This window comes from Methylobacterium sp. FW102-HT35C08 (assembly GCF_058790235.1).
This window is the reverse complement of record NZ_JBYTCL010000002.1, coordinates 4,511,976-4,535,011: the sequence shown is the minus strand read 5'-3', so window position 1 is coordinate 4,535,011 and position 23,036 is coordinate 4,511,976. Positions and strand designations below refer to the sequence as shown.

At 62.7% G+C, this 23,036-nt stretch carries 24 protein-coding genes and 6 pseudogenes; 11 read left to right on the top strand and 19 right to left on the bottom strand.

The annotated features are described in order from the left end of the window. Nucleotides 1–74: 74 nt before the first annotated feature. The 5 genes and pseudogenes from rsgA to AC3WSN_RS21515 all read right to left on the bottom strand — a co-directional run bounded on the left by rsgA (nt 75) and on the right by AC3WSN_RS21515 (nt 2,214). Nucleotides 75–1,109, bottom strand: a complete 1,035-nt coding sequence (gene rsgA, locus AC3WSN_RS21535; protein ID WP_492540686.1) for a ribosome small subunit-dependent GTPase A — start codon at nt 1,107–1,109, stop codon at nt 75–77. 34 nt (nt 1,110–1,143) lie between these two features. Continuing rightward, nucleotides 1,144–1,347: pseudogene (locus tag AC3WSN_RS21530) on the bottom strand (ATPase domain-containing protein); the annotation flags it as partial. Between the two features lie 140 nt (nt 1,348–1,487). Beyond that, nucleotides 1,488–1,628: a hypothetical protein gene (locus AC3WSN_RS21525; protein WP_492540684.1), complete on the bottom strand. Its 141-nt coding sequence runs from the start codon at nt 1,626–1,628 to the stop codon at nt 1,488–1,490. Nucleotides 1,629–1,721: 93 nt separating this feature from the next. Next, the gene (locus AC3WSN_RS21520) at nt 1,722–1,925 is read right to left on the bottom strand and encodes a hypothetical protein (RefSeq protein ID WP_492540682.1); all 204 of its coding nucleotides are present in this window, start codon (nt 1,923–1,925) and stop codon (nt 1,722–1,724) included. Between the two features lie 79 nt (nt 1,926–2,004). Further along, nucleotides 2,005–2,214, bottom strand: a complete 210-nt coding sequence (locus AC3WSN_RS21515; RefSeq protein WP_492540681.1) for a cold-shock protein — start codon at nt 2,212–2,214, stop codon at nt 2,005–2,007. A gap of 218 nt (nt 2,215–2,432) precedes the next feature. Between AC3WSN_RS21515 and AC3WSN_RS21510 the strand changes: the two genes are divergently transcribed. Further along, nucleotides 2,433–2,711, top strand: coding sequence for a hypothetical protein (locus tag AC3WSN_RS21510; protein ID WP_492540679.1), 279 nt, complete (start codon nt 2,433–2,435; stop codon nt 2,709–2,711). An 18-nt stretch (nt 2,712–2,729) separates the two neighbouring features. Here AC3WSN_RS21510 and AC3WSN_RS21505 read toward each other — a convergent pair whose 3' ends face one another. After that, nucleotides 2,730–2,987: a hypothetical protein gene (locus AC3WSN_RS21505; protein ID WP_492540677.1), complete on the bottom strand. Its 258-nt coding sequence runs from the start codon at nt 2,985–2,987 to the stop codon at nt 2,730–2,732. A 159-nt stretch (nt 2,988–3,146) separates the two neighbouring features. Here AC3WSN_RS21505 and AC3WSN_RS21500 point away from each other — a divergent pair. Then, nucleotides 3,147–4,093, top strand: a protein-coding gene (locus AC3WSN_RS21500) for an IS630 family transposase (protein WP_492540675.1) whose coding sequence is annotated in 2 segments (ribosomal slippage) — nt 3,147–3,483 and nt 3,483–4,093 — 948 coding nt in all. Because the reading frame shifts where the segments join, the coding sequence is not laid out codon by codon here. A gap of 150 nt (nt 4,094–4,243) precedes the next feature. Here AC3WSN_RS21500 and AC3WSN_RS21495 read toward each other — a convergent pair. Next, a complete protein-coding gene (locus tag AC3WSN_RS21495; protein ID WP_492543198.1) occupies nt 4,244–4,495 on the bottom strand; it encodes a hypothetical protein in 252 nt (83 codons plus the stop codon). 249 nt (nt 4,496–4,744) lie between these two features. Here AC3WSN_RS21495 and AC3WSN_RS21490 point away from each other — a divergent pair, with 249 nt between their 5' ends. Beyond that, nucleotides 4,745–4,900 carry a hypothetical protein gene (locus tag AC3WSN_RS21490; protein ID WP_492540673.1) on the top strand — a complete coding sequence of 52 codons (156 nt, stop codon included), beginning with the start codon at nt 4,745–4,747 and terminating at the stop codon, nt 4,898–4,900. Nucleotides 4,901–5,425: 525 nt separating this feature from the next. Here the strand turns inward: AC3WSN_RS21490 and AC3WSN_RS21485 are convergent. Further along, nucleotides 5,426–5,584 carry a hypothetical protein gene (locus AC3WSN_RS21485; RefSeq protein ID WP_492540671.1) on the bottom strand — a complete coding sequence of 53 codons (159 nt, stop codon included), beginning with the start codon at nt 5,582–5,584 and terminating at the stop codon, nt 5,426–5,428. Nucleotides 5,585–5,790: 206 nt separating this feature from the next. On the opposite strand from AC3WSN_RS21485, the gene AC3WSN_RS21480 reads away from it, so the two are divergent. Then, complete coding sequence (locus AC3WSN_RS21480) at nt 5,791–5,928, top strand: hypothetical protein (protein ID WP_492540669.1); 138 nt, start codon at nt 5,791–5,793, stop codon at nt 5,926–5,928. Between the two features lie 20 nt (nt 5,929–5,948). Next, entirely contained in the window at nt 5,949–6,152 is a 204-nt protein-coding gene (locus tag AC3WSN_RS21475; protein ID WP_492540667.1) for a hypothetical protein, read from the top strand. Nucleotides 6,153–6,379: 227 nt separating this feature from the next. On the opposite strand, the gene AC3WSN_RS21470 is transcribed toward AC3WSN_RS21475, so the two are convergent. From AC3WSN_RS21470 to AC3WSN_RS21460, 3 genes and pseudogenes are all read right to left on the bottom strand, one after another. Further along, on the bottom strand, nt 6,380–6,679 hold the full coding sequence (locus AC3WSN_RS21470) for a DUF1330 domain-containing protein (protein WP_492540666.1): 300 nt from the start codon (nt 6,677–6,679) through the stop codon (nt 6,380–6,382). Nucleotides 6,680–7,225: 546 nt separating this feature from the next. Next, nucleotides 7,226–7,571, bottom strand: a pseudogene (locus AC3WSN_RS21465) (NAD(P)-binding domain-containing protein); the annotation flags it as partial. A 505-nt stretch (nt 7,572–8,076) separates the two neighbouring features. Further along, nucleotides 8,077–8,244, bottom strand: a complete 168-nt coding sequence (locus AC3WSN_RS21460; RefSeq protein WP_492540664.1) for a hypothetical protein — start codon at nt 8,242–8,244, stop codon at nt 8,077–8,079. Nucleotides 8,245–8,326: 82 nt separating this feature from the next. Between AC3WSN_RS21460 and AC3WSN_RS21455 the strand changes: the two are divergent. Beyond that, nucleotides 8,327–8,883: pseudogene (locus tag AC3WSN_RS21455) on the top strand (transposase); the annotation flags it as partial. Here the strand turns inward: AC3WSN_RS21455 and tnpC are convergent. Genes tnpC through tnpA form a run of 3 tightly spaced genes read right to left on the bottom strand, consistent with a single transcriptional unit; the run spans nt 8,858 to nt 11,202 of the window. Beyond that, nucleotides 8,858–10,414 carry an IS66 family transposase gene (gene tnpC / locus AC3WSN_RS21450; RefSeq protein ID WP_492536641.1) on the bottom strand — a complete coding sequence of 519 codons (1,557 nt, stop codon included), beginning with the start codon at nt 10,412–10,414 and terminating at the stop codon, nt 8,858–8,860. The pseudogene AC3WSN_RS21455 and the gene tnpC overlap by 26 nt on opposite strands. Before the next feature lie 57 nt (nt 10,415–10,471). Continuing rightward, nucleotides 10,472–10,819 (bottom strand): IS66 family insertion sequence element accessory protein TnpB, encoded by a 348-nt coding sequence (tnpB, locus tag AC3WSN_RS21445; RefSeq protein WP_492536640.1) that lies wholly within the window; start codon nt 10,817–10,819, stop codon nt 10,472–10,474. Further along, complete coding sequence (tnpA, locus tag AC3WSN_RS21440) at nt 10,816–11,202, bottom strand: IS66-like element accessory protein TnpA (RefSeq protein ID WP_492536639.1); 387 nt, start codon at nt 11,200–11,202, stop codon at nt 10,816–10,818. Before tnpA ends, tnpB begins: the two co-directional genes overlap by 4 nt. 84 nt (nt 11,203–11,286) lie before the next feature. Between tnpA and AC3WSN_RS21435 the strand changes: the two are divergent. The 3 genes and pseudogenes from AC3WSN_RS21435 to AC3WSN_RS21425 form a co-directional block, all read left to right on the top strand. Beyond that, nucleotides 11,287–12,141, top strand: a pseudogene (locus AC3WSN_RS21435) (IS3 family transposase); the annotation flags it as partial. Between the two features lie 249 nt (nt 12,142–12,390). Beyond that, the gene (locus AC3WSN_RS21430) at nt 12,391–13,269 is read left to right on the top strand and encodes an LssY C-terminal domain-containing protein (RefSeq protein WP_492540662.1); all 879 of its coding nucleotides are present in this window, start codon (nt 12,391–12,393) and stop codon (nt 13,267–13,269) included. 47 nt (nt 13,270–13,316) lie between these two features. After that, complete coding sequence (locus AC3WSN_RS21425) at nt 13,317–13,733, top strand: hypothetical protein (RefSeq protein ID WP_492540660.1); 417 nt, start codon at nt 13,317–13,319, stop codon at nt 13,731–13,733. Between the two features lie 210 nt (nt 13,734–13,943). On the opposite strand, the pseudogene AC3WSN_RS21420 reads toward AC3WSN_RS21425, so the two are convergent. Next, nucleotides 13,944–14,818 (bottom strand): annotated as a pseudogene (locus tag AC3WSN_RS21420) (bestrophin family protein). Nucleotides 14,819–15,276: 458 nt separating this feature from the next. After that, a complete protein-coding gene (locus AC3WSN_RS21415) occupies nt 15,277–16,176 on the bottom strand; it encodes a fructose bisphosphate aldolase (protein WP_492540658.1) in 900 nt (299 codons plus the stop codon). Between the two features lie 293 nt (nt 16,177–16,469). Here AC3WSN_RS21415 and AC3WSN_RS21410 point away from each other — a divergent pair. Next, a protein-coding gene (locus AC3WSN_RS21410; protein WP_492539415.1) for an IS3 family transposase occupies nt 16,470–17,653 on the top strand; the annotation gives its coding sequence in 2 pieces (ribosomal slippage) (nt 16,470–16,767 and nt 16,767–17,653; 1,185 coding nt in all). 873 nt (nt 17,654–18,526) lie between these two features. On the opposite strand, the gene AC3WSN_RS21405 is transcribed toward AC3WSN_RS21410, so the two are convergent. From AC3WSN_RS21405 to AC3WSN_RS21395, 3 genes and pseudogenes are all read right to left on the bottom strand, one after another. After that, on the bottom strand, nt 18,527–19,102 hold the full coding sequence (locus AC3WSN_RS21405) for a lytic transglycosylase domain-containing protein (RefSeq protein ID WP_492540656.1): 576 nt from the start codon (nt 19,100–19,102) through the stop codon (nt 18,527–18,529). A gap of 1,561 nt (nt 19,103–20,663) precedes the next feature. Further along, nucleotides 20,664–20,779, bottom strand: a pseudogene (locus AC3WSN_RS21400) (IS630 family transposase); the annotation flags it as partial. A 697-nt stretch (nt 20,780–21,476) separates the two neighbouring features. After that, nucleotides 21,477–21,728 (bottom strand): DUF6894 family protein, encoded by a 252-nt coding sequence (locus tag AC3WSN_RS21395; protein ID WP_492540655.1) that lies wholly within the window; start codon nt 21,726–21,728, stop codon nt 21,477–21,479. A 393-nt stretch (nt 21,729–22,121) separates the two neighbouring features. Here AC3WSN_RS21395 and AC3WSN_RS21390 point away from each other — a divergent pair, with 393 nt between their 5' ends. Continuing rightward, the gene (locus AC3WSN_RS21390) at nt 22,122–22,793 is read left to right on the top strand and encodes a LuxR C-terminal-related transcriptional regulator (protein WP_492540653.1); all 672 of its coding nucleotides are present in this window, start codon (nt 22,122–22,124) and stop codon (nt 22,791–22,793) included. Nucleotides 22,794–23,036 lie beyond the last annotated feature (243 nt).

Sequence of the window (23,036 nt, the reverse complement as noted above, 5' to 3'; positions counted from 1 at the left end):
GCCCGACCCTGTCGCAACGAACGATTTACGCATTGCTTCAAAGCGTCCGAACCTGCCGGATGTATTTGCGGAGCCTACCTGCGGGCACGCTTACCACCGCGTGGCCCAACGGCTGTCGGCGTGTTGTCCCGGTTCTCATCGAAGAGCTTGCGCCACCGGATTAACCGCTCAGGTTCAATCTCGCCTTCGGTGATAGCGGCCCGCACGGCGCAACCGGGTTCGTGGGCGTGAGTACAGTCACGGTATCGGCACAAGGGCGCGAGTTCGACAATCTCGGCAAACAGGGTGTCGAGCCCTTCCGCGGCGGCACTGACGTGCAGCGTTCGCATTCCCGGCGTGTCGATGACCCAGCCACCTCCCGCGATAGCATGTAACGATCGCGACGTGGTTGTGTGGCGTCCCTTTGCATCTTGCTCGCGAATGCCTCCAGTCTGCTGGGCAAGCGCCTGACTTGGACCGACCAGCGTGTTCACCAGAGTTGATTTGCCGACACCGGAGGAGCCGACCAATGCCACGGTCTGCCCCACGCCGCACCACGGCGCGAGCATGTCTGCAGCCGTCGGGAGCCGGGGATTGACGGTCACAACGTCGAGCCCACGCTGCAACCGGGACGCTTGGAGCTGGTAGGCTCCCAAATCGGCGGTTGTGTCGGCCTTGGTGAGCAAGATCACCGGGGTTGTGCCGCCTTGATTGGCGAGCGCCAGATAGCGCTCCAGGCGCGCGGGATTGAAGTCGGCGTTGCAGGAGGTGACGATGAACAGCGTGTCGACATTCGCCGCAGCGGCTTGAAGAGTTCTGCTGCCTTCCGTGCGTCGGTTCATCACCGTCTTGCGGCTGAGACGGCGATGCACTGCCTGTGACTGGTGGTCGGCGAGCACCCAATCGCCGACCGTGAAGTCGCCCGTACTGGCATGAACGACCAGCGTCAACTCGACCAATCCGGCCTGCGATAGCGCAGCCAGACGAGAGCGGTGAATCGCAGCAATCCGCATCGGGGCGGAATCAGCCTCGTGGGGTTCACGCTGGTTTTCGAAGAAATCGGACCAACCCAGGCTTGCAAGCGATAGGGGTTGGGAGGCGTTGAGATGATTGATCACGGACCTGCCCATGACATGACATCACGTGCCTGGCCAGCCCGCTGCATCAGGCGGCATCCGTGGGCCGGGTGCTGTCCGGGAGCATCGCGATCCTCCCATGGTAGGACGGCAGGCCCGTGAGCACGGCCTCGAAATCATCCAGGGCCACGCCAATCCGAAGCCCCTCGGCCGTGAGCTTCAGCTCCCTGATTGTGCGCTCATGCGCGTTGACCCGGCTCTTCACCATAGAGACGGCCGTGCGGACCTCGCCCTTGCGACCCCGCGGGGCTTGCTGCTGGTCGGCATGGGCAGCGACTCAGGCCTTGCCCCGAACGGCGAGCTGACCGCCGCCGAGCGGATCGCCATGGCCCGTGCGGCGCGAAAAGCCGTCGAAAACCAGTCGGACCTGCCCTAGCCGTCCTGCCCACGTAGGGCCTGCCGCAGTTCGGGCAAGGCCGCGATGCGAACTGCCATGCGCCGCGCCTCGCTGCGCGACATGCGGCCGGTCCCGGCGCGCTGCTGCACGAAGTCGGCGAAGTAGACGTAGGCCACAGGGAAGCCATTGGCGTCTTGGATGCAAAACGCGTCCTCAAGCTCTACGGCCTGCCAGAGCGCTGGAAAGCGATGTTTGGTGGATGGTCGGGCTCAGCGACCTCGGAAATCGCTGCTGGGCTTTATGGCCCGCTCTACGGCTTCCATGGCGCTCTCAAAGGCTTTCGCCTCGCTGCGGTGCGGGCGGTCGGAGCGCTCGATCAGCTTGCCGCTTCGCCGGATCGCCCACTGGAAGTGGCCCTCCGGTTTGACGAGAGGCGAGACATCGATGGAGTAGGGGTGCGGCACGTCTGACATGCCTGCCCTATGCCCTGTCACACGCGATGACGCCACAGCCAAGGTGGCGCCATCAAGCCCTGAACAAGCCTGCTGCGGCTCAGGCGCTCTTCAGGTTCGCGGCACTCTCCTTGCCGCTGCGCCGGTCGGCCTCGACGTCGTAGGAGACCTTCTGCCCTTCAGCGAGGTTGCGCATCCCGGCGCGCTCGACGGCCGAGATGTGGACGAACACATCCTTGCCGCCGTCGTCAGGCTGGATGAAGCCGTAGCCCTTGGTTTCGTTGAACCACTTCACGGTGCCGGTAGCCATAGCGATATCCTGGTCGTCTGCAGCTCGCCAACGCGGCGTGCCGTCAGGATCGAACCGGCCGCATCGGCCGACCGTTCCGAAACCGCCGCGCCATCCCACCATTCAAACTATCTTTGCTGCCCATGGAGGCGCATGATGGCATCATCGGCGAATGGACGACCTCGGGCTCCAGCGCTTGAGGTTCCGCGTCCTGCCCTTAGCTGCGGACAGGCGTGCGCATGACAGACGTCGTGAGTTTTCCGACCGGCCGCCGTTCCTCTTGCGCGATCTCGCCGTACCGAGCCTACCGGTTCGCGCCGGATGGCAGCGTCAGGTCGACCATCCCGATTGAGGCCGGCAACGACGCGGAAGCTGCGGAACGTGCTCTCTATCTGAGCGAGGGAGAACGCGTCGAACTCTGGTCACGTGCACGCTTCGTCGCCCATGTCGGACCAATGGATGGTCCGGTCGCGTCCTCGATCAGGCTACTTGAGGACGAGTCGGCAATCGACACGTGAAGACGGCGCTGGGCTGGCTCACAGGCGCTTTCCCCGATCCCGGTGAATGTAGGAGGCTATGACACCGCCGATCAGGACGGTTGCGACTGCCAAGCAAATCAGTTCGATGCCGTCCACGACGAGGCTCGTTCGCCGCAGCAGGACGGGCCACATCATCATCAGCATCCCCGCGATCGGGGTGCTGAAAGCGAGCGTAGCGATCACGAACACCAGCCATTGCGGCAGCACGCGTTCGGGCCGCTGCTCTGGCGGCTTGTGAACGCTGAGGCGTGTCATCCTTTCCGCTCCCGAAACCGGATCCCCGCCCCGACGTCATTCTCGGGGATGAACTCCAGGCCAGCGGTCATATCGTGTGGCCCGCTGCTGCTAGAGCACCATCCGAGCGTGATGAAACGGCTGGCGAGGTGAAGGGTTGGTCGGCGAAGGAGAGCGCCAATGTCCTCAGCCCTGTCCGTCGATCTGCGTCAGCGCGCGGTCCATGCCGTCGCGGCCGGCGCCTCCCGGCACAAAGCTGCCGAACGCTTTGGGGTCAGCCTGGCGAGCGCCAGTCGGTGGTGTGAGCGCTTCGCCCGTGAGGGCCACGTCGCGCCCAAGCCGATGGGCGGCGATCAGCGCTCGCACCAGATCGAGGCCCAGGCGGACCTGATCGTCTCCCTCTACGAGGCGCAGCCCGGCATCTACCTGCACGAACTCCGTGCGGCTCTGGCCGAGCACGGCATCTGCGTGGCTCAGAGTAGCCTCTCGCGCTTCTTCAAGCGCCACGGCATCTCGCGAAAAAAACGACAGGCCACGCGGCCGAGCAGGGCCGGGAGGACGTGAGAGCTGCGCGCGAGGCGTGGTTCGAGGGCCAACTCGACCTCGACCCGGATCGCCTCGTGTTCATCGACGAGACCGCAGCCAACACCGCCATGGCCCGGCGCTACGGGCGCGCTCCACGGGGCGAACGCTGCCGGATGAGCGTGCCGCAGGGCCATTGGAAAACCACCACTATCACGGCGGGTCTGCGCACCAGCGGCATCACCGCCCCCTGGCTGCTGGACGGTGCCATGAACGGGCAGGCCTTCCGCACCTACGTGGCCGACGTGCTCGCTCCGACGCTCCAGCCCGGCGACACGGTCGTCATGGACAACCTGCCGGCTCACAAGGTCAGCGGCATCCGCGACCAGATCGAGGCGGTGGGAGCCCGGCTGCTCTACCTCCCGGCCTACTCGCCCGACTTCAACCCGATCGAGATGGCCTTTGCGAAGCTGAAGGCGCTGCTGCGCAGTGCGGCGGCGCGAACCATCCCAGACCTCTGGGACGCCATACGGCGCAGCCTAACCCGCTTCGCGCCAGCTGAATGTCGAGCCTACCTTGCCGCTGCAGGATACGATGCAACCTGATCGGATGCCGCTCTAGGACGATGGCAGCTGTGAAGGCTGCGAAGGCGCAGTCCTCGAACGCATACTCCAGGCCAGCTGCTTCGAGCAGACGCACTGCCGTGACGAGTACAATAGAGACGCCTATCGCTGCGAGCCGGCTCCAGATCCGGTTCACCCGGCATCCTTGGCATCAATCTTCGGGATGCCGAGCCACTCCAGCGCTGCCGCCTGCGACTCGAAAGTCCGCCACTGGGATGTGAAAGGCGCCGGCCGCTCGCTCGCCGGCATCTCGTCGAGCAACTCGACCTGCCACAGATCGCTCGGCCCGCTGCGGGAAATGACCCGAACCAGGGCCGCGATCACGACGCCATCCAGCAGCACGTCATAGCTGCCGGGTGCGAGCTGCTCGACGGTATAGGCCATGAGCTTCACGCACGCTCTTCAGCTGTAAACCTGCAAGGGGGATCCATGCGTATCGAGTCGAAGGACGCGACGGCACCCGTCGAAGCTTGATCCAGACTATGGCGATGAGCGGGGTTCGTGGTGGACGCCCGCCAACTCACGGCCCCCAACCGATCAGATCGCGTTATGGTGTAGACCGACGCGTGAGGTCACGTGATGCATGCCCAGTCCTACACTGTCCGTAGCCTCATTTTCTCGCCTGACGGTGAGATGCGGCTTGAGCGCCCTGCAGAGACCTACACAAAGTCCTCTGAGGCCCGCAAGGTCTGCAACGAGGTGCTCGCCGCGCATCGGGCCGGGGCGATCAGGTCGCTCGTGCAGGTCCACGATGCCTTCGGCCGGGTGGACGCCTGCAACGACAGCTAAACCGCGGTTTCGTGCTGCGTGACAGGTGCAACAGGTTCTACGTCCTCATGCAGGGGAACGTAGGCGCACCAGCCGCACACCCCCATGTCAGCCGCCTTCGGGGCATTCCACTGCGAACAGGCCGGACAGATCTTCATGACGATGTGGGAGCAATGAACGAACGCTAGGCCGCGACCGCGGAAGGTGGTTTTGCCTTGGGGAAGGTCATTCGACATTCGTTACCAGTGCGGACTGACGAAGGTTGGAGTCAATGAACGGTAGAGGTTCCCAGCCCTGTTTCAGTCGCAGAGCCAGACGGCATGCAGATCTGCCTTGTCGCCCGATCTGATGAGAAAAGCCCGCCCTGGTGTTCCAGGTGCGGGCTTGTTGCGACTGCGTCGACTGGGCCGCACCGCGAGACCCAACCTTGGAGTCTTGCTCGGCGCTGCTCTTCCTTGTCGCGCCCCGTGCGGTCGGGACGCGCAAGACCCGCATCATGGCCTTCCAGTCCCTCGCCTTCGCCCGAGGAGCTGAGGATGTCTGAACCTAGGACTTGCGCCCCTGCCACTTCGCGCGAAACGGGGTAGGCGCGCGCTCAGCTTTCAGCTCCGGGTTCGTCTTGTTCGCGAAAGCAAGCTTCACACGAGCATTGAAATCTTCGGTCGACACCATCTGAGCGATGCCATTGCTGGAAGTGTGCGCCATAATACTCTCCGCGTCGTTGCCCAAGGCACTGAATTGCGCAGAGGGTACACAATATATGGGGCGGAATGGGCAATTTACGAGGTCGCCTTCTTAGAGCGGTGCTGCGGACCCGGAAGTCAGTCGATTGACGGCGCAATCGCACGGGAGGAGGCGCGGGCTGGGGGCGGCTGCGGATCGCCTGGGGCGGGGTCGAGGCCCGAGCCGAGATGGCCTCGATGGTCGGCGGGAATGTCGTGGCCGCGATGGAAGCCGCCAACACCCTGATGGCGGGCGGCTCGCACGACGAGGTCGTGGCGCGCTACCGGGAGCTGGCCGCAGCGAACGCCCGACGCCTCGCGGCCTGAGCCGGCGGAAGCGCCGGGTCGTGCTCAAGCCGGTCGAGTGCCGCATCGTCGACATTCCCGACGGGCGTTTTGCGGTCATGGCGGTGCTCGCCTCCGGAAAGGTCTTCCGCCGCGTCGGTCTGGCAACCTTGGCCAAGGCCGAAGAAAGCGTGAGGCGCTGCGCGGTTATGGATGCCTGCGGGCTCCCGGTCGGCGGCGAGCGCTCCCCCCGGGCATCTGCTTGACGACGGCGTAGGTGCGGTGCGGCTGGTGCCTCCTCGCAACCTGTGACGACGAAGCTTCGGTGGCATTGCCGCTCGAGAGCGGACCAGTAGAAATCCACCCTGAGCAGCCATTCCGAGTGCAAATGTGCCACGCGAAAGCGGCCCTTACCGGCGATCCCTCGCCACTTATTCGGGGACTAAAACGGCGGAAACCTCGCATCGAAAGTTTTGACTTGCGCTTGGTCGCGCTATTCAGCGGCAATCCAGCCATCCACAAGCACCATCTTTGATGGCGCGCTGTCCAGTCGCAGCTTCAGCAGCGGAGCATATTCGGGACTGTTGTAAAATTCACGAGCAGCGTCCATCGTAGGGAATTCGATGATTACCAGCCTCTTGAGTCCAAAATCTCCTTCCAAAGGCTGTAATTTCCCAGCTTTAACGAGATAACGGCCACCAAATTTGGCGATTACCGAAGGAACAAGTTCTCGATAGCGATCAAATTCTTTCTGATCTCGCACATCGATATCTACAATGAGATAGGAAGCCATAGCGATCACTCCCTTATAAGTGTTATGGATTTTCAATGCGCGGCCCCAGAATGCGATGTTTCGAAACTTACGCCTCCTATTTTCGATGAACAAGAGATCGGGATACTATTACGCCGCGCGGCCGGACGCATGTCACCGGGCAGCGTGCGCTATCGCCGATACGTGAGCAGGTGATCGGTCGAGCGCCCCGAATGCAAGTAGCGTCTGGTTTATCAACTCTGTCACTCAAAAGCGGACCGGCAGAAATCCACCCATCCCAGTCATTTAGAGGCACATGCCGGTGGGACGGGATCTGGCCGTAAGCGGAATGGCTGCTTCGGAGTCGATTCGCCGGAAAAGCGGACAAGCTTTTAACGACCCATGATTGCCGCTTCTGTTGCCTTTCGAGTTTCCGGAAAGCGGTCATCCATCGACCATCCGGCAGATACAGCTCGGGGGCGGCCACAACCCATCGTCGCGCCGCGAAGCGGACGCTCCATCCTGTGCGAGTCGATTTCCTGCGTCGCGTTCCTGTCATTGGGACGCCACCCAAAAGGTGGTTCAAATTCAACTTTCGAAGCTCACGAGGTCCTTGAGGATCAGCCGCCTCCAAATCGGGCCGCGCGCTTGCACAAGGAGCCCACCCTCGGAGACGGAGCCAAGCTTGACCGGCGTGAAGCCGAGCTTTTTCGCAAGCCTGCCGACCTCCGTCGCGGCATCCTCGTCGTCGCTCGCCAGACCGCGACCCTTTTGCCGCCATGCGCGCCCGGGTCCTGTCCGAGTACCCCGGCGGCCAGATGGGTGAAGCCCTTGACCAGCCGTGCGCTGGCGAAGGCTTTCGCAACAGCGCTGGAGGAAGGCCGCCATCCCAGTTGCTCAGGGGGGGGGCGCGGGTATTGGTCACGTCGACGATAGCTGGGAAGCGGAACAAGCCTCTCAGCAGTATCGGCGTGCTTGGGATCGCGGAAGAGCCAGCCATTGGGGCGTACCCTGGTTACGAAGTTCCGGTACGGGCGGCGAAATGGCCCCCATGTTGCCGAATGCGCTGGAGCTGAAAGGTCGCGGCAAAGCGATTTGTGCTGTGGTTCGACTTTTCGCTAAAATCAATAATCTCCTTGAATACAATATATTCCATCGGCTCCCGCGCGATTGGGTGACCCGCAATCGATGATTCCACTGTCATTCCCGAAAATTGCGCTTGATTAAAATGACAGCCTGTGTCTGATCAGAGTGACTTAACCGATGTTGCTGGGATCGACGCGATCGGGAAGCGAGGGGGCGCCATGGCACATCTCGACTGGCCAAACTCGGACGGCAGCTCAGAGTGCTCCCCCGTATCCAAAGCGCCAGATACGCCCCCGACGCCACCGCGTCTCAGCTTCATCCATCCAGGGATCACGCAAGCTATCTATGATGTCCTAGTCGAACTCAACGCCAATCCTCGCGCCCTCGTTGATGAGGTTGGGCTCGACGCAGGTCTCTTCGGGAGCAGCAACATTCTGGTCCCCTACGCCGCACTCGGCCGACTTATCGCACTTGGCGCCGAGCGCACCGGCTGTCGCCACCTCAGCCTGCTCGTCGGGCATGTCCGCCGTCAGCACTCCTGAGACAGATCGAGGGTCTTCACGAACGGAGGATGGCTGGTTCATCGTAGCCCCAGGAGCGAAGATGAAACAGACGTCCGGGCCGGCGCGGAAGCCGGCAGAAGCCGTGATCAAGGACATCCGCCGCGCCACACGCCGGCAGTTCTCGGCCGAGGAGAAGATCCGCATCGTCTTGGAAGGCCTGCGCGGTGAGGACAGCATCGCCGAGCTGTGTCGGCGCGAGGGCATCGCAAGCTCGATGTACTACGGCTGGTCCAAGGAGTTCTTGGAGGCCGGCAAGAAGCGGCTGGCCGGCGACACGGCCCGTGCCGCGACCGCCGACGAGGTCAAGGAGCTGCGTCGCGAGGCGGGTGCGCTGAAGGAGGTCGTGGCCGATCTCGTTCTGGAGAACCGCTTGCTGAAAAAAAGCATGACCGGGGCCGGGGGCGACGAGGCATGAGGTAACCGGCCTCTGAGAAGCTGGAGATTATCCAGCTGGTCGAGCAATCCCACCTGCCGGTGCGCGCTACCCTGGAGAAGCTCGCCATCCCGCGCGCCACTTTCTACCGCTGGTACGACGCCTTCCAGGTAAGCGCTCGGCGAGCGGCCCGGTTGATCAGGCGGCCTGAGCACCCGTGGCGACCGGCGACCAGTTCCAGGGCAGGAGTTCGGCCAGGCGTTTGGCTGGATGATCGGCGAGGCGGGTGAGCACGTCGCGCAGGTAGGCCTCCGGGTCGAGCCCGGTGAGCTTGGCCGTCTCGATCAGCGTGTAGAAGGCAGCCGCCCGCTCAGCGCCCCGCTCCGAGCCGGCGAACAGATAGTTCTTGCGCCCGATCGCGACGGACCGCAGCGCTCGCTCGGCTGGGTTGTTGTCGAGCGCGATCCGCCCGTCGTCGAAGACGCGGGTCAGCGCCGTCCAGCGCACCAGCATGTAGCGGAACGCCTTGGCGAGATCGGAGCCGCCGGAGAGCTGCGGCAGGATCGTCTCCGCCCAGGCCTTCAGGGCCGTTGCGAGCGGTCGTGATCGGGCCTGGCGCTGCCGTAGGCGCTCGTCGGGAGGCTTGCCGCTGACGCAGCGCTCGACCTCGTAGATCGCGCCGATCCGTTCCAGGGCCTCGAAGGCGACCGCTGAGCCGGTCCTGGCATGAACATCGAAGAACTTGCGACGGGTGTGCGCCCAGCAGGCGGCCTCGATCAGCGCGCCGCCCGGCCGACGGCCTTCGTAGAGCCCGTTGAAGCCGGCATAGCCATCCGCCTGAAGCACGCCGGAGAACGCCGCCAGATGCGTGCGCGGGCGCTCGCCCTTCCGGTCCGGCGAGGCGAAGAACACGGCCGCTGGCGGTCGCGCTCCGCCGTGGGGGCGCTCGTCGCGCACATACGCCCAGAGCCGGCCAGTTCTCGTCTTCCCCGCCCCGGGCGCCAGGATCGGCACCGTCGTATCGTCACCGTGCAGGACGTCCGACCCGGCGATCACCTCCGTGCGCAGGAGATCGACCAGCGGGGCCAGCGCGGCGGCCGTGGCGCCCATCCAGCCGGACAGGGTCGAGGTCTGCAACGTGACGCCGTCCCGCGCATAGATCTCGGCCTGTCGATACAGGGGCAGGTGATCGTCGAACTTGGCCACGGCGATATGCGCGAGCAGCCCGGGGCCGGCACGGCCGCGGGCGATGGCGTGGTAGGGCGCGGGAGCCTGCACCACGGTCTCACAGGCTCGGCAGGAGAAGGCCTCGCGCAGGTGCCGCACCACCTTGAGGCGGCCCGGCACGTAGTCGAGGCTCTCCGTCACGTCCTCGCCGATCCGACGCAGGCGACCGCCGCAGGCCGGGCAGGCGCACGGGCCGGGATGAGCGACAGTCTCGCGCGGCAGATGATCGGGTAAGGGGCGGCGCCCCGGCCCTCGGCTTGCCGCCTCGACCGCCTCGGCGACGACCGGAGCCGCCGCGAGGCGCTCGGCCTCGTCGACCTCCAGGGCCTCGATGGCGAGTTCGAGCTGCTCGACGCGGGCTTGCAGCTTCTCGGACGAGACGCCGAACTGCGCTCGCTTCAACCTTGCGAGTTCGCCGCGCAGCTTCTCGATCAGCGTGTTGGCATGAACGGCGTCCCTCGCCATGCTGACGATCATGCGTTTGAGCGCATCCACGTCATCCGGCAGCGAGGCAGGATCGAGAGCCATGCCAATAGCTTAGATTGCCCATGACGGCTCCGCCAGCCCCTCTGGGCGTGGCGTCCCTCAGCCTGCGATGCGCGGCCGGTCCGTGCGTTCCGGCGCCCGCCAGTCGATCCCCTCCAGCAGCATCGCCAGCTGAGCCGGTGTGAGCGCCGCCGCGGCCCCTGCCATCCCCGGCCAGACGAAACGGCCTCTCTCCAGCCGCTTCGAGAACAGGCACAGCCCCTGGCCGTCCCACCACAGGACCTTGATCAGCCGCCCCGCACGGCCGCGGAAGACGAAGGCCTGACCAGAGAACGGATCATGGTGCAGGTGGTCCTGCACCAGCGCGGCGAGCCCGTCGAAGCCTTTCCTCATGTCCGTGTGGCCGGTGGCCAGCCACACCCGCGAGCCCGAGGGAACGGGGATCATCGATCCAGCAGCGCCGCGAGAAGATCCCGCACGAGAGATGGATCGGCACCGGCCTCGGCACGCAGCCGATGCCCGCCGACCAGTTCCACCTCAATGGCGCCACCCGGCGCACCCTGATCACGGTTCGGTAGCCCCACCGGTGCCGGCAGTGCGAGCGGAACGAAGGGAGGCGGAACCGGCAGGGCCGCCGCCCGCTCCTCATCCCAGGCCTCGCGTCGCCAGCGAAAGAGCAGCGATGGCGTCAGGCCATGGCGACGCGCCACAGACGAGATCGACGCGGTGGTGCTCTGCGCCTCATCGAGGATCGCTCGCTTGTCCTCACGCGTCCACGAGCGACGCGTGCCGGCTACGACGATATGGGGCGAGATCGTAGGTCCAGACATAGGGCGGATACAGGCCTTCGCGACAGCACTGTATCCAGGTCTCGGATCGTATCCCGCAAGGCGCCTGCCAACGAGCGCTTACCCTTCCAGCGCGGTGGCCCCGAGGCTCTGGCGGATCGCCCCTCCCGTCCCAGCCGGGTCTGGAACCAGTTGCCCGCCGAGGTTCGCGATCAGATCGTCGCCCTCGCGCCGGAGGAGCCAGAGCTCAGCCCACGCGAGTTGGCGGTGCGCTTCACCGACGAGCGGCGCTACTTCGTATCGGAGGCCACCGTCTACCGCTTGCTCAAAGCCCAGGACCTGATCACCAGCCCGGCTTACATCGTGGTCAAAGCCTCCGATGAGTTCCACGACAAGACGACCGCGCCTAACCAGCTCTGGCAGACGGACTTCACCTACCTGAAGGTGGTCGGCTGGGGTTGGTACTACCTCTCGACCGTGCTGGACGACTTCTCGCGCTACATCGTGGCGTGGAAGCTGTGCACGACGATGCAGGTCGGCGACGTCACGGCCACGCTCGACCTTGCGCTGGCGGCTGCCGGACTCGACCACGTGCAGGTGGTGCATCGGCCACGGCTGCTCACCGACAACGGCTCAAGCTACGTCGCGGGTGATCTGGCCGACTGGCTCGGCAGCCGGGGTATGACCCACGTCCGCGGTGCGCCCCGCCATCCGCAGACGCAGGGCAAGATCGAGCGCTGGCACCAGACGCTCAAGAACCGCATCCTGCTCGAACACGCCTACCTGCCCGGCGAACTGGAGGCGCGGGTTGCCGCCTTTGTCGAGCACTACAACCACGCTCGGGCTCACGAGAGCCTGGGCAACCTCACCCCTGCCGACATCTACTTCGGCCGCGGCGAGACGATCTTGCGTGAACGGGCGCGGATCAAGCGCCAGACCCTCATGGACCGCCGCTTGCGCCATCACGCGCAGGCTGCCTAACCTCTCAACCCAGGTGGACCAGAACCTCCGTTCCTGAGCATCGCAAACCATCTCAAATCATCTGACGACGGACAGTGTCCTAGAGATTACAAAGGCATCTGCGCCTCCAGTCGCCGCCCGTTCGACTTTCACACGTGTGGCGACGTTTTGTGTGGCAGGACTGTTCTTCCAAGTCGGACAGGATTCACGCCAGGCGCGCGGAGTTCGTCCAGCGGAGGACCCACGGCGGCCGATAGGAGGACATGTTCGGTGAGACGCCTGAAGCTGCTTGGGCAGCGCACGCTGGTTGCGGTCCTTGGCCTGGTGACGGTCTGGCTGATCGTGGTGCTATTCTACGACGTCGCCGACCGCCGCCTGCCGCTCGTCCTGGCGCTTGCGTCCACGTATGCCGCCGCTGCCTACCTGATCCTGCCGCGTGCGATCAGGCTTGGGGCGCACATTCTCGACCGGAGCCGCGTCCCCTCCTACACGCTGACCGGCGATGGTCTCCCCGGGGATCCGGTGAACCTAGTCTTGATCGGCACCTTCGACCAGTTGCTCCGAGCCTTTGCCCTCGCAGGCTGGACTCAGGCGGATCGGCTCGGCCTCGGCACTTCGTGGAGAATGGCGAGCACCTTTGTTTTGAACCGGCCTTATCCGAGTGCCCCCTTCAGCACGCTTTACCTGTTCAACCGGCGGCAGGATGTCGGCTTTCAGCGCTCCATCGACAACAGCCCGCGCAAGCGCCACCATGTGCGCTTCTGGGGCCTCTCTATTGAGCGCGCGGAGGCAACCCTCGACACCGCGGCCTTCTGGCTCTCGTCAGGCCGACCTGCAGATACTGAACGCGCCATGTGGGCCGGCGCCGCAACTAAGGACGTCGGGCTCTCCCTGACGCGCCTCAGTTTCCAGGTCACCCACGCGACCGACGTCGACACCAACGCGGAGCGCGCGTTGGTCGTCCAGGAACTGACGGAGCACGGCGGAATCGGGCTAGTGCGCTACCACCGGCCCGGTGATCGGCTGACGCTCGGCACGGTGAACCGCTACGTCAGCGACGGTCTGATCGCCATGGCGGATCTGTGCCCGGACCCCGGCAACCCACGTGATGCTCGCGGCTCGGCTCTAAGCGGCGTCTCCGGGAAATAGGACCTGGTTTAACCCAGCGCAGTTTTTATCAGTTGAGAAAGCACGGCATGTCCCTCATCCAGGAGCTTCTCGCGACCCCGAGCAACGTACCGACCACATCCAAGTACACGGCCATGAACGGTGTGATCTATCTGGCGGCTGGAGCGCTGCTTGTCGCTTGGCCAGGAGTGACACAGGTGCTTTTTAGGGACCGGGATTTTGTCGGGGATGAGCAGGGTCTTATTCGTATTGCGGGGCTATTGGTCGTCGTCATCGGCTGGCTCTACTTTTTCGGGGGCCGTTCGGGCGCGCAGCAGATTGTCGCCGCGTCGGTCGTCGACCGACTTGTGTTTGTTCCGGCAGCTCTCCTGCCGCTGGCCGCTTCCGGAGTGTTCCCGCATCTGATGGTGACGTTCGCCATTCTCGACCCTGCACTGGCTCTAGGTGCGTGGGCACTGATGACTCGCAGGATGAAATCGCCGTAATCTGTTAACCTGAGACAGTTGGCGTTCCCGGCGGCTTCGTTCGACAGGCGAAACGAGAATGCCGATGACTTCCGCCTCCTCAGGAACTGCAAGCTTCACATCCTGTGCTTAGAGCAATCGCGGCTGAAGTGAATACCGCTTCGGCGCGAGCGAGCGCGCTGTCGCAATGACTCAGAGGCGCGCCCGAAGGCAACGCGATTGGGAACGGCTCTAATGCAAGACACCATGATGAACTCGGATCGGCTCCGGCGCGCGCTCACCGATGGATTGCAGCAGGTCGATCTCGATGGTTCGGGTCATGGCACGCATCGGCAGCGCGTGGACGCTCGTGGTGAACGGGTCTTCCAGGTCAAGCCCGATCCGGTCCAGCGCCAAGAACAGGAACCCGACCACGGTGGAGCCAAGCGGCGTTATCCAGCCCAGTTCCTGTACCATGGTGAGCGGCAGCAACAGGCAGAAGGCGCGCACCAAGACGCCTGGTAGGGCCGAGAACTGGATGGCGAGAGGCGTATTTCGGATCCGCTCAAGGCCGCCCTGGGCATTGGCGATATCCGACAAGATACGGTCGACCGCGGCGAGAGCGGCGGGATGGACCGCGCGATCTTCGGCGATAACCCGCAGGCAGGCGCCAACCTCGTACAGGATCGCGTTGGGCGCGTTGCGCCGGCCCTGGATGCGGGTCGCGATGTCAGCGGGAAGAGGCGTTCCACTTCCGCGCCGACATCGACATCCTGCAGGGCGCCTCGCAGCGAGTGTGCGTAGGCTGCCATGGCCCGGGTGAGATCGGGTGCACCCCCGATCAGTGTTGCCATCTCGCGGCAGAATGAGCGCGCGTTGTTGGTGACCGCACCCCATAAGGTCCTTGCCTCCCACCAGCGCGCATATGCGGTGTTGTTACGAACACTGAGGAACAGTACCAGAGCCGAACCTATGAGGGAGGTCGGCAAGCTCGGCTGGTCCATCCAGGGCCGATGAGCTACTTGGAAGATGAGAACGACGATCACGTCCCACGCGAGGAGGACAAGAAGCGCTGGGATGCCCTCGCGCAGCAATTGGATAAGGCCGGTACGCCCATCAGTGATCATCGCCGCGGGCGATCCTGCCAAGCTGGACAGTTCAGCTAGTCAATCTACTTCAAAGCGGCAGCAAGAGATATGGTGAACGCCGCTTCGCAGCTGCCGCCGGCTGCGGCTGAGCGGCAGCTACAATGTCAAAGCCCGAGTCTCGCTATTGAGCGTCAACTCAACTTCCGCTTGCCACCTTCAGCCGACGATGTCGGGTGGCCGACCGATGGCCGCTTTCGGGAAGCGCTTGCGGCGGTCCCGACGACCTGGTTGGGCGCCAAGCCGAACGTCCGGTCTTGTGCGCAATTTCGATCTGGCACGACGTAATCTGGACGAAGGCTGAACGGCCGCCTTCAGGCTAGCAATGGGGCAAAGCAGATGTGCTTTGACATGCGCTCGTAGGACTGACTGAAATGGAGCGCTTGATCCACGTCAGAGCTCAGCCGCGTTGCGCCGCCAATTGGATTATGTCAGTTTTCTCAACGCTGATGCTTGTCGACAGATGCCTTGTAGATCTCGTCGATCGCCTCGACGAGTGTGGCATCGAATGCGTTATCGCTCATGCCAGCCGTGAGACCCTCCGTGAGAGCGCGAGAGAAACTCGCGATCACACCGTGGTTGCAGGCCAGCTTGGCGCAGGCTTCCTCCCGCGAGTAGCCGCCCGACAGCGCCACCACCCGTGCCACGCGCGGATGACGGGTCAACGGCGCATAGAGGTCCGTTACGTCGGGCAGGGTGAGCTTCAGCATCACCTGCCGCCCTTCAGGAAGATCGTCGAGTCGCTTTGCTAGCTCCGCAAGAAGGAGCGCCTCGGCGCCGCGCTTGTCGGGGCTCTTGATGGACACCTCCGGCTCAATAATCGACATGAGCCCGTGCGAGGCAATTTGGTCGGCGATCGCAAACTGCTGCTCTACGACGGCGGCGATGCCTCGCTCGGAAGGCATGTTGATGACTGAACGCATCTTCGTGCCGTAGACCCCGAGTTGGATGGCTCGTTCGAGAAGCGCGTCGAGATCCGGCATCGGCTTCATCAGGCTGACGCCGTCGTTCTCAGGAGCAAGCCCCTTGTCGACCTTGAGGAACGGCACAATCCCGCGTTCCTCCCAAAGGAAGGCCGGAACGAGCTTGCCGGCGGCGCTGCCGTCCATCGTGCCCTCGAACAGAATCGCACCCAGCACCTTTGCACCCGTGAAGGCGGGCGAGGTCATGATGCGCACCCGCATCGCATGGATGAGGGCGAACATCTCAGCGTCGCCGGCGTAGGCGTCGTCTGGGATGCCGTAGAGGCGCAGCGCACCCGGGGTCGACCCGCCGCTCTGATCGAGCGCGGCGATAAAGCCGTCTGCCGCGACTCGCTCCGCCATTTTGTCTCGGTACATGGCTCTCACCCCCGATCGAACGCGCTACCACCCATTCCCACGCGACGGTCTTGATCACTAGCCCTGACCAAACTCGTCAAGGTCAGCAACCGGTCCACGGAGCCCGGCCCTTGATGTTAGCCCGCTCGTCGCCGCTACCGAGGGCGGACAACAGACTTCCTCGAGCCGCAGCTGCACCGCGGTTGAACGATCGTGGAGTTGTCGCCGCGGCCGAGAAACGGCTCGCAGGACTGATCCTCCCTCGGCTTCGCGGACACCTCTGATACGCTCATGCTGAGCGGGGAAGGTGTCGGATGGCAAAGACGAGACGAGAGTTCACGCCCGAGTTCAAACGCGAAGCGGTCGCCCTTCTGGAGAGCAGCGGCCGGCCGCAGATGCAGGTCGCGGCCGAGCTCGGGATCCAGCCCTCGATGTTGCGGCACTGGCGGGCCATGCTGAACGGGGCCTCACCCCCGCCGCGGCCGGCAGGATCGACGGGCGCCTCGCCACCAAGCCCGATCGCATCGCCGTCCGATCAGGCCGCCGAGATCGCCCGGCTGCGGCGAGAGCTCGACCGCACGCGCATGGAGCGCGACGTGCTAAAAAAAGCCATCGGCATCTTCGCGGAGATGCCCAAGTGACCTTCGCCTTCATCGAGCAGCATGCGCGGACCTGGCCGGTGCGTCTCATGTGCCGCGTGCTCGGAGTCTCACCCAGCGGCTTTTACGGTTGGCGGACACGGCCAGAGAGCGCCCGCTCGGCCTCCAACCGCCAGCTCCTGGACGACGTCCGGCGTATCCATGCCGCCCATCATCGGCGCTATGGTGCGCCGCGCGTGCATGCCGCCCTACGGGCCGAGGGCCGGTCCGTCAGCCGCGGGCGGGTGGAGCGCCTGATGCGCCAGCACGGCATCCGCGCTCTGGCGGAGCGTCGGTTCCGGCCCTGCACGACCGACAGCCGTCACGATCTCCCGATCGCCCCGAACCTCCTGAAGCAGAACTTCTCGGCCGCGCGGCCAAACAAGGTCTGGCTAGCCGACATCACCTACCTGCCAACCGGCGAGGGCTGGCTGTACCTGGCCGCCGTCCTCGATCTGGCCACGCGCAAGATCGTCGGCTGGTCGATGCGCGATCATATGCGCACCGAGCTGAGCGTGGCTGCACTGATGATGGCCGCCCAGCGGCAGCGACCGGCCGCCGGGCTCATCTGCCACTCGGATCGCGGCAGCCAGTACGCAGCCGAGGCCTACCGGAAGCAGCTCGCCGCCATGGGGGCGAGGCCGTCGATGAGCCGCACGGCTTGCTGCTACGATAACGCCCCGATGGAGAGCTTCTTCCACACGCTCAAGGTCGAACTCGTCCATCAGCGACGATGGGCAACCCGGGACGACGCCCGACGCGACCTGTTCGCTTACATCGAGGGCTACTACAATCGGCAACGCATCCATTCGGCACTCGGCTATCTCACGCCCGAGCAAGCCGAGAGGACCGCGAGCTAATCTCCCCGTGTCTGCGAAATCAGGGGAGGATCAGACACCACCGGATCAGACGAGGCCCGCGGGCAAGGATACTCATCAACGTCGCTTAGAGCTCCACAAGCCGACCTTAAGCGCGTAACGCGATTGGATCCTGGAATGTCAGCTTACGGTCCATCGTCCCGGCTAGCTGAATGACCGGGATGGGCACACAGCGGAACGTCCGGTTTTGCCCGCGAGAGACATTATGCGTGACGCGGTTTGGCCGAAAGCCGAACGCTCGCTTCAAGTGCTTCAAGCGCGGCAGTTAGAGCCCTGCTCGCGCTGGCAAGTTCGTCCAGGAGATTTTCTGGTTCAGTCTGGCCATTCGCCCGACGGGTCAGCCGACATAAAGCTGAAGTTCATACCGCCAAGCTGAATCCTGCCAGCGTGCCGAGCCGAAGCATCTGCTCAGCGGTATGGAGAACAGCGGGGAACACCATGAGGAACGAAGGGGACATTCCGGCCGGTCAGGACACGAGAAGTCGCAGAACGTACAAGGCATTCGTTGAAGCGGGCGATCGGGACCGAAGCGGCGACAATCAGCTTGCGACACTGAGGTAGGCGGTTGGTTCCATCGAAAGGTGTTACCCTCGGCTTTTCCGGCCATCTTGTCCGCTTGGCCGCTAAAAGCCGATTTTCGCCCTGTCGGTTCTCGTCGATAAGGTGGCAGGCGCGTGCTGCCGGACCCTACGCAATGCAGCCGCCATCAATCTCGACCGCCCCTCCGCAGTTGCTGGTGGCCATCGAAAAGGAGCATCGACGCCCACTCCGCATCCGCCATCTGCCTCCTATGGTTCTGCACGATGTCGCCGAAGAGGTTGCCAATGGCGAAGGTCATGGACCTAGCGCACGCGACTACCAGTTGTCCCGGACCACGGGCTCCGCGACAGCGGACACCTCAGCACCTTGCCGCCAGTCGTCTGCGGATCTGCCGGTGACCTTGACCACGTAGGCTCTCGTCTCCTGCGGCAGCGATGAGCGCCCGGCGAGCCAATTCTTCACACGCTGCGGGCCTGCATTGTAGGCAGCCGCTGCCAACCCTAGACTACCGAAGGTTGCACGCTGCTGTCGCAGAAACTCCGCTGCTTTGGGGATCGCCGCGAATGGGTCGAACGGATCTACCAGGCCGCGCTCGGCTGCTGTCGCGGGCATGAATTGCGCAACCCCTTGCGCTCCGACACGACTGACGGCGCGGTGATCAAGACCGCTCTCCTGCTGGAGGAGCCGTAAGAAAAAATCGACCGGCAGGCCGCTGGCATCGGCTGTGTGCGCGATGAACTGCTTCAGGCGCTGTTTGTCGCCGTAGAAGGCATTCAGCCACGTGTCTTGAAGCGTCCCGGCAATCTGGGGGATCTCGGCCGCTGCTTCCACAGCCGTGAGGGCCGTTCGGACAACATTGGCCATGGCATCGTCGGTGGACATGAACGCCATGAAGCTGGGCGCCCGCGAAGCTAGATTGGAGGTGGCGCTCCCCAAAGAGAGCACCTCTGGTTCAGGCTGAGAGGGAAAAGCCGTCACGGTGGCACCGAGGAACGGAGCGATAATCAAGACGGCGACTTTGGCGGCGGGGCGGCCATACCTCTGCGCTTTCCGGCGGAAAGCTCTTCGGCCAGCCCGGTTCCGGAATGCATGAACGCTGATCGTCGACAGTACTTGCATCCAGTCCCCGCGCGCGCGTGCCGCCGAGACCTTCCCAGGCAGCCTTGACACCCTAAGAACAGGCAATTTCATCCGCCTTTAGACCATGAAATCAATGCTCGTACAACGTAGGACAAAATTCAGTCCTAAGGGCTGTTATCAGCGGTGAAACATCAACTGAGCTTCGAGCTTAAAGACACCTTTCAGCCCCCCTCCGCCGGAGCTATTCGGCGGGCCGTCGCTGATCGCCTCTTGGACCGACGAGTTGACGGCCCGACACGTCTGGCAGCGGACATGATCGTGCCGAGCTTGGGCGAGGACAGAAAGGGTGCCAGGGCCGTCCCGTGCGACACGAATGAGGCGACAGTCGCGCAGAGAGCAAAGCGGGCCAGGCGCCGATCTGCGTTCTGGCGACGACTTTCGCCACAGGCCGACCGTCCCGCTAACCTTCCATCAAACCCGCCGGAGAACCGCCGTCTAGGGGCAGGCCACAGGCTGCGCAGATCGAGGCGCGAGCGGAATCAGGCAAGAGCTTGGCTTCGGCCTGCAAGGAGGTGGAGACTTCCGAGCAGAGCTTCGTGACGATGCTTATCAAGAGGTCTCCCACTCCTCAAGGAAGGCGATCTCCGATGAGCCTCTGTCACAATACCCGCAACGGCATCTAAGGGCACGCGTCAGCGGGCGACCGTTCACCTGCACCGGTCGCCTTCCCGGATCAAGCTTTCTGGCTACCCATGGCCGCGACCATGTAGCAGCCGCCTCATCGGCTGAGTCCAAAATTCCGGTCAGGTCAGGGCGCTGCGGATCAGGCGGCGCCGCGACGGTGCCTCGCCTGTGCCGCCTGATTGGCACTGCTCATGTACCTTCGCGCTCTTCCAACCTCAGACGCATCACACCTGGAAAGATTAAGACGTTGTCGGGCCGGGCTACTTTGTCATCGGCCATCTCGCGTGGCGACAGGGAATTCACAAGGACGAGGGAGGCTTTGTGATTCCTTCCTCTTGCCAGATGTCGTTTTATCCGACGTTTCAGCCAGATTGGCGTCTCTTCCCTGCTCATGGCTGCTTCCATACAGTCAGGCGACAATCAGTCTTCTGCTCCGGCCTGGACTGCCACCACTGATTCAAAATACCGGGCCGCCTGAACTGAACGGATTAACCGAATTTGCAAAAGACACGTTAGTTACATATTGCGGCCGTGTGTTCGGAATTCCCAAATCAAATGTTGCACAATACACTTGTCTATTCTGATGACGGCATTGGTACGGACCCTTGCGACGTCACGGTCGTCGATCGCCAGTCGGCCTCGTGTATCGCCTCAAAGCACCCCTGTCCGCCCGTCCTGCACGACAACAGCGCACCGCGCTGACCGGGCTGATCTCGAAGCGCCGGGCTGCTTCCCGGCGCGAGGCTCCCGCCCGATAGCAACCGCGACACGCCTGCGCAGTTCGGCGGACAGAACAGGTGCCATCGGCCCTCCTCCTCGGAAAGCCGCGCATCGAGTCACGTTACCGTCCGCATCAAACCCGACGATTCGACTTGGTCGGTTCGCGCTCTGGCTCGGCAGCCGGGGCACGACCCACGGCCGCGGCGCGCCTCGCCATCGTCAGACGCAGGGCAGAACTGAGCGTTGGCACCCGAATCCCGACATCACCTTTCACTCGAACACGCCTATCTGCCCGGCGCGTCGGATGCGCGGGCCGCCGCTTTTGTCGAGCTTTACATACCTGCGCGCACTCACGAGAGGCTGGGCCGCCCAACTGCCGTCGGCCTCTACCTCGGCCGAAGCGAGACCATCTTGCGTGATCGGGCGCGGATCGAGCGCCAGGCCTTCACGGATCGTTGCCTGCGCCGAGACGCGCGGGCTGTCGAACCTCCCACCCAGGTGAACCAGAGCCTCCGTTCGTGGGCGCCTCAAGTCGCCTCAATCATCTGACGACGGACAGCCTGCTTCGCAACACAGGAAGATCGACGGCTGAGGCGAAACGAAGGTCTGCTTCTGCTGGTGAAGCGCCGGAAGCAGACAGGCTTTTTTCGGCCGCACTGCCTAACGCCGGATCGTCAGCGCTCGCAGGACCGGACCTTCGCCCGACGCAGGCATTCCACTCAGATCGGTCTGATCTCAAAAGTGGCCGTTGCAATAATCTTCGCCAGCGCGCGCCGACAGGCTACTGACGAGCCGCAGCGTCCAATCTATACCCAGAAAATGTCAGTGTCGCTGCATAGACTTGATGACCCTCTTCATCGCGGACCAATACGGAGATGAACTGGCTATCGCCTTCGTCTTGCGAGATAAATTCCGCTAAGTCCGGCAGACTGGCCATTACCTTTCCTCGAGCGACCTCCACGTCTTCGCATTCCATACCCTCTTCGTCACGCTGAGACTCCGTATCTTGGATGTCAAAATAGTAACGAGGCATGTGATATCCCTCCGCCTTTCATTTAGTCAATAATCGGCATCGGAATGCGCATCATAACACGGATCGATAGTCGGATGTCAACCAGACGTGCATTTTACCTCCAAATGGATAGCAGGCCTTATCATGCGCGCCGCAGGTGTCGGCGTGCAGCAGCATGCAGGATTCATTCGGAAAAATCCTGACGGAGCGAGAAATTCTCTGACGTCCGTGTCGGAAAATAGAGAAAACGCGTACGGATATTTCCGACTGGTACTTGTAGGAAAATTAATATTGACTTAAATCGGCATGAGAGGGTTGAATGGACAATCTCACTTCCGCGCAGTGTCTGTGCTCGTGGAAAGCAAAGCGATTCAACTACCTTAAAATTTTCATTGCCTTGGATCCTTGTTTGCCATGACCGAAAGTCGCATAATCAGTACTCGTCTGCTCTCAGACGATTTTGGTCTTCGAGAAAAGATCGCCTCCTATCTCGATCGAACGCATTATGACGTCATTGATGAGCGTAACGGCGCCTACACGCGCGGATGTGATCTTACAATTGTTTGCGACGGACAATGCATTAACGAGAACATCGAATTAATCCGACGGCAACTGAAAGATAGTCTTTCAAGATTAGTTGTGCTTACGTTTTGCGGGGACGTGCTTACGTTACCTCAAGAGATACGTATGCATGCTGCGGCGGTTGTCGATCGTGCGATCGATCGGGAAAAGCTTCTGATTACGCTGAATGCGGTTATGATCGGCTTCAATGTACGTGACCCCACGTTCGGAGCGATTTGGTTCAATCCGGCAACCGCGCCAATTGTCAGAGACGGGTCCGAATCTGTGCGCTGGAAAATATCGTCGGTCACGATGCCGGATTGCACGCTCTCGATACGTGAACACGATATCCTTCTGTCGATCACGGAGGGTATATCCAACAAAGAAATCGCGCATCGCTATAATATATCGGAGGCCACCGTCAAAGTGCACGTCAAACACATACTAAAAAAACTTAACATGCAAAATAGAACTCAAGCTGCTATTTGGGCAAAAGGCCGTTATTTGCCTCATTTGAGCGGATAAGATTTAGACCTGACAATTGAATCTTTGAGACAACTGATAACTGCGACTGGTCGCTGGGCCAATAAAAATTATCTCCACATTAATACCGAGCAAGTTATATGTTTGCTTGATGGCATGCATTTCTGTTTTAGCTTATGGATTTCAGATGTCGGAGTTGATGCAGAACCCCCACTTTAGAAGAGAAGAAATTATTTTTATTGAGAAGAAGGCGCTTTGCGAGGAGTTTCCGCGAGACAATGATCG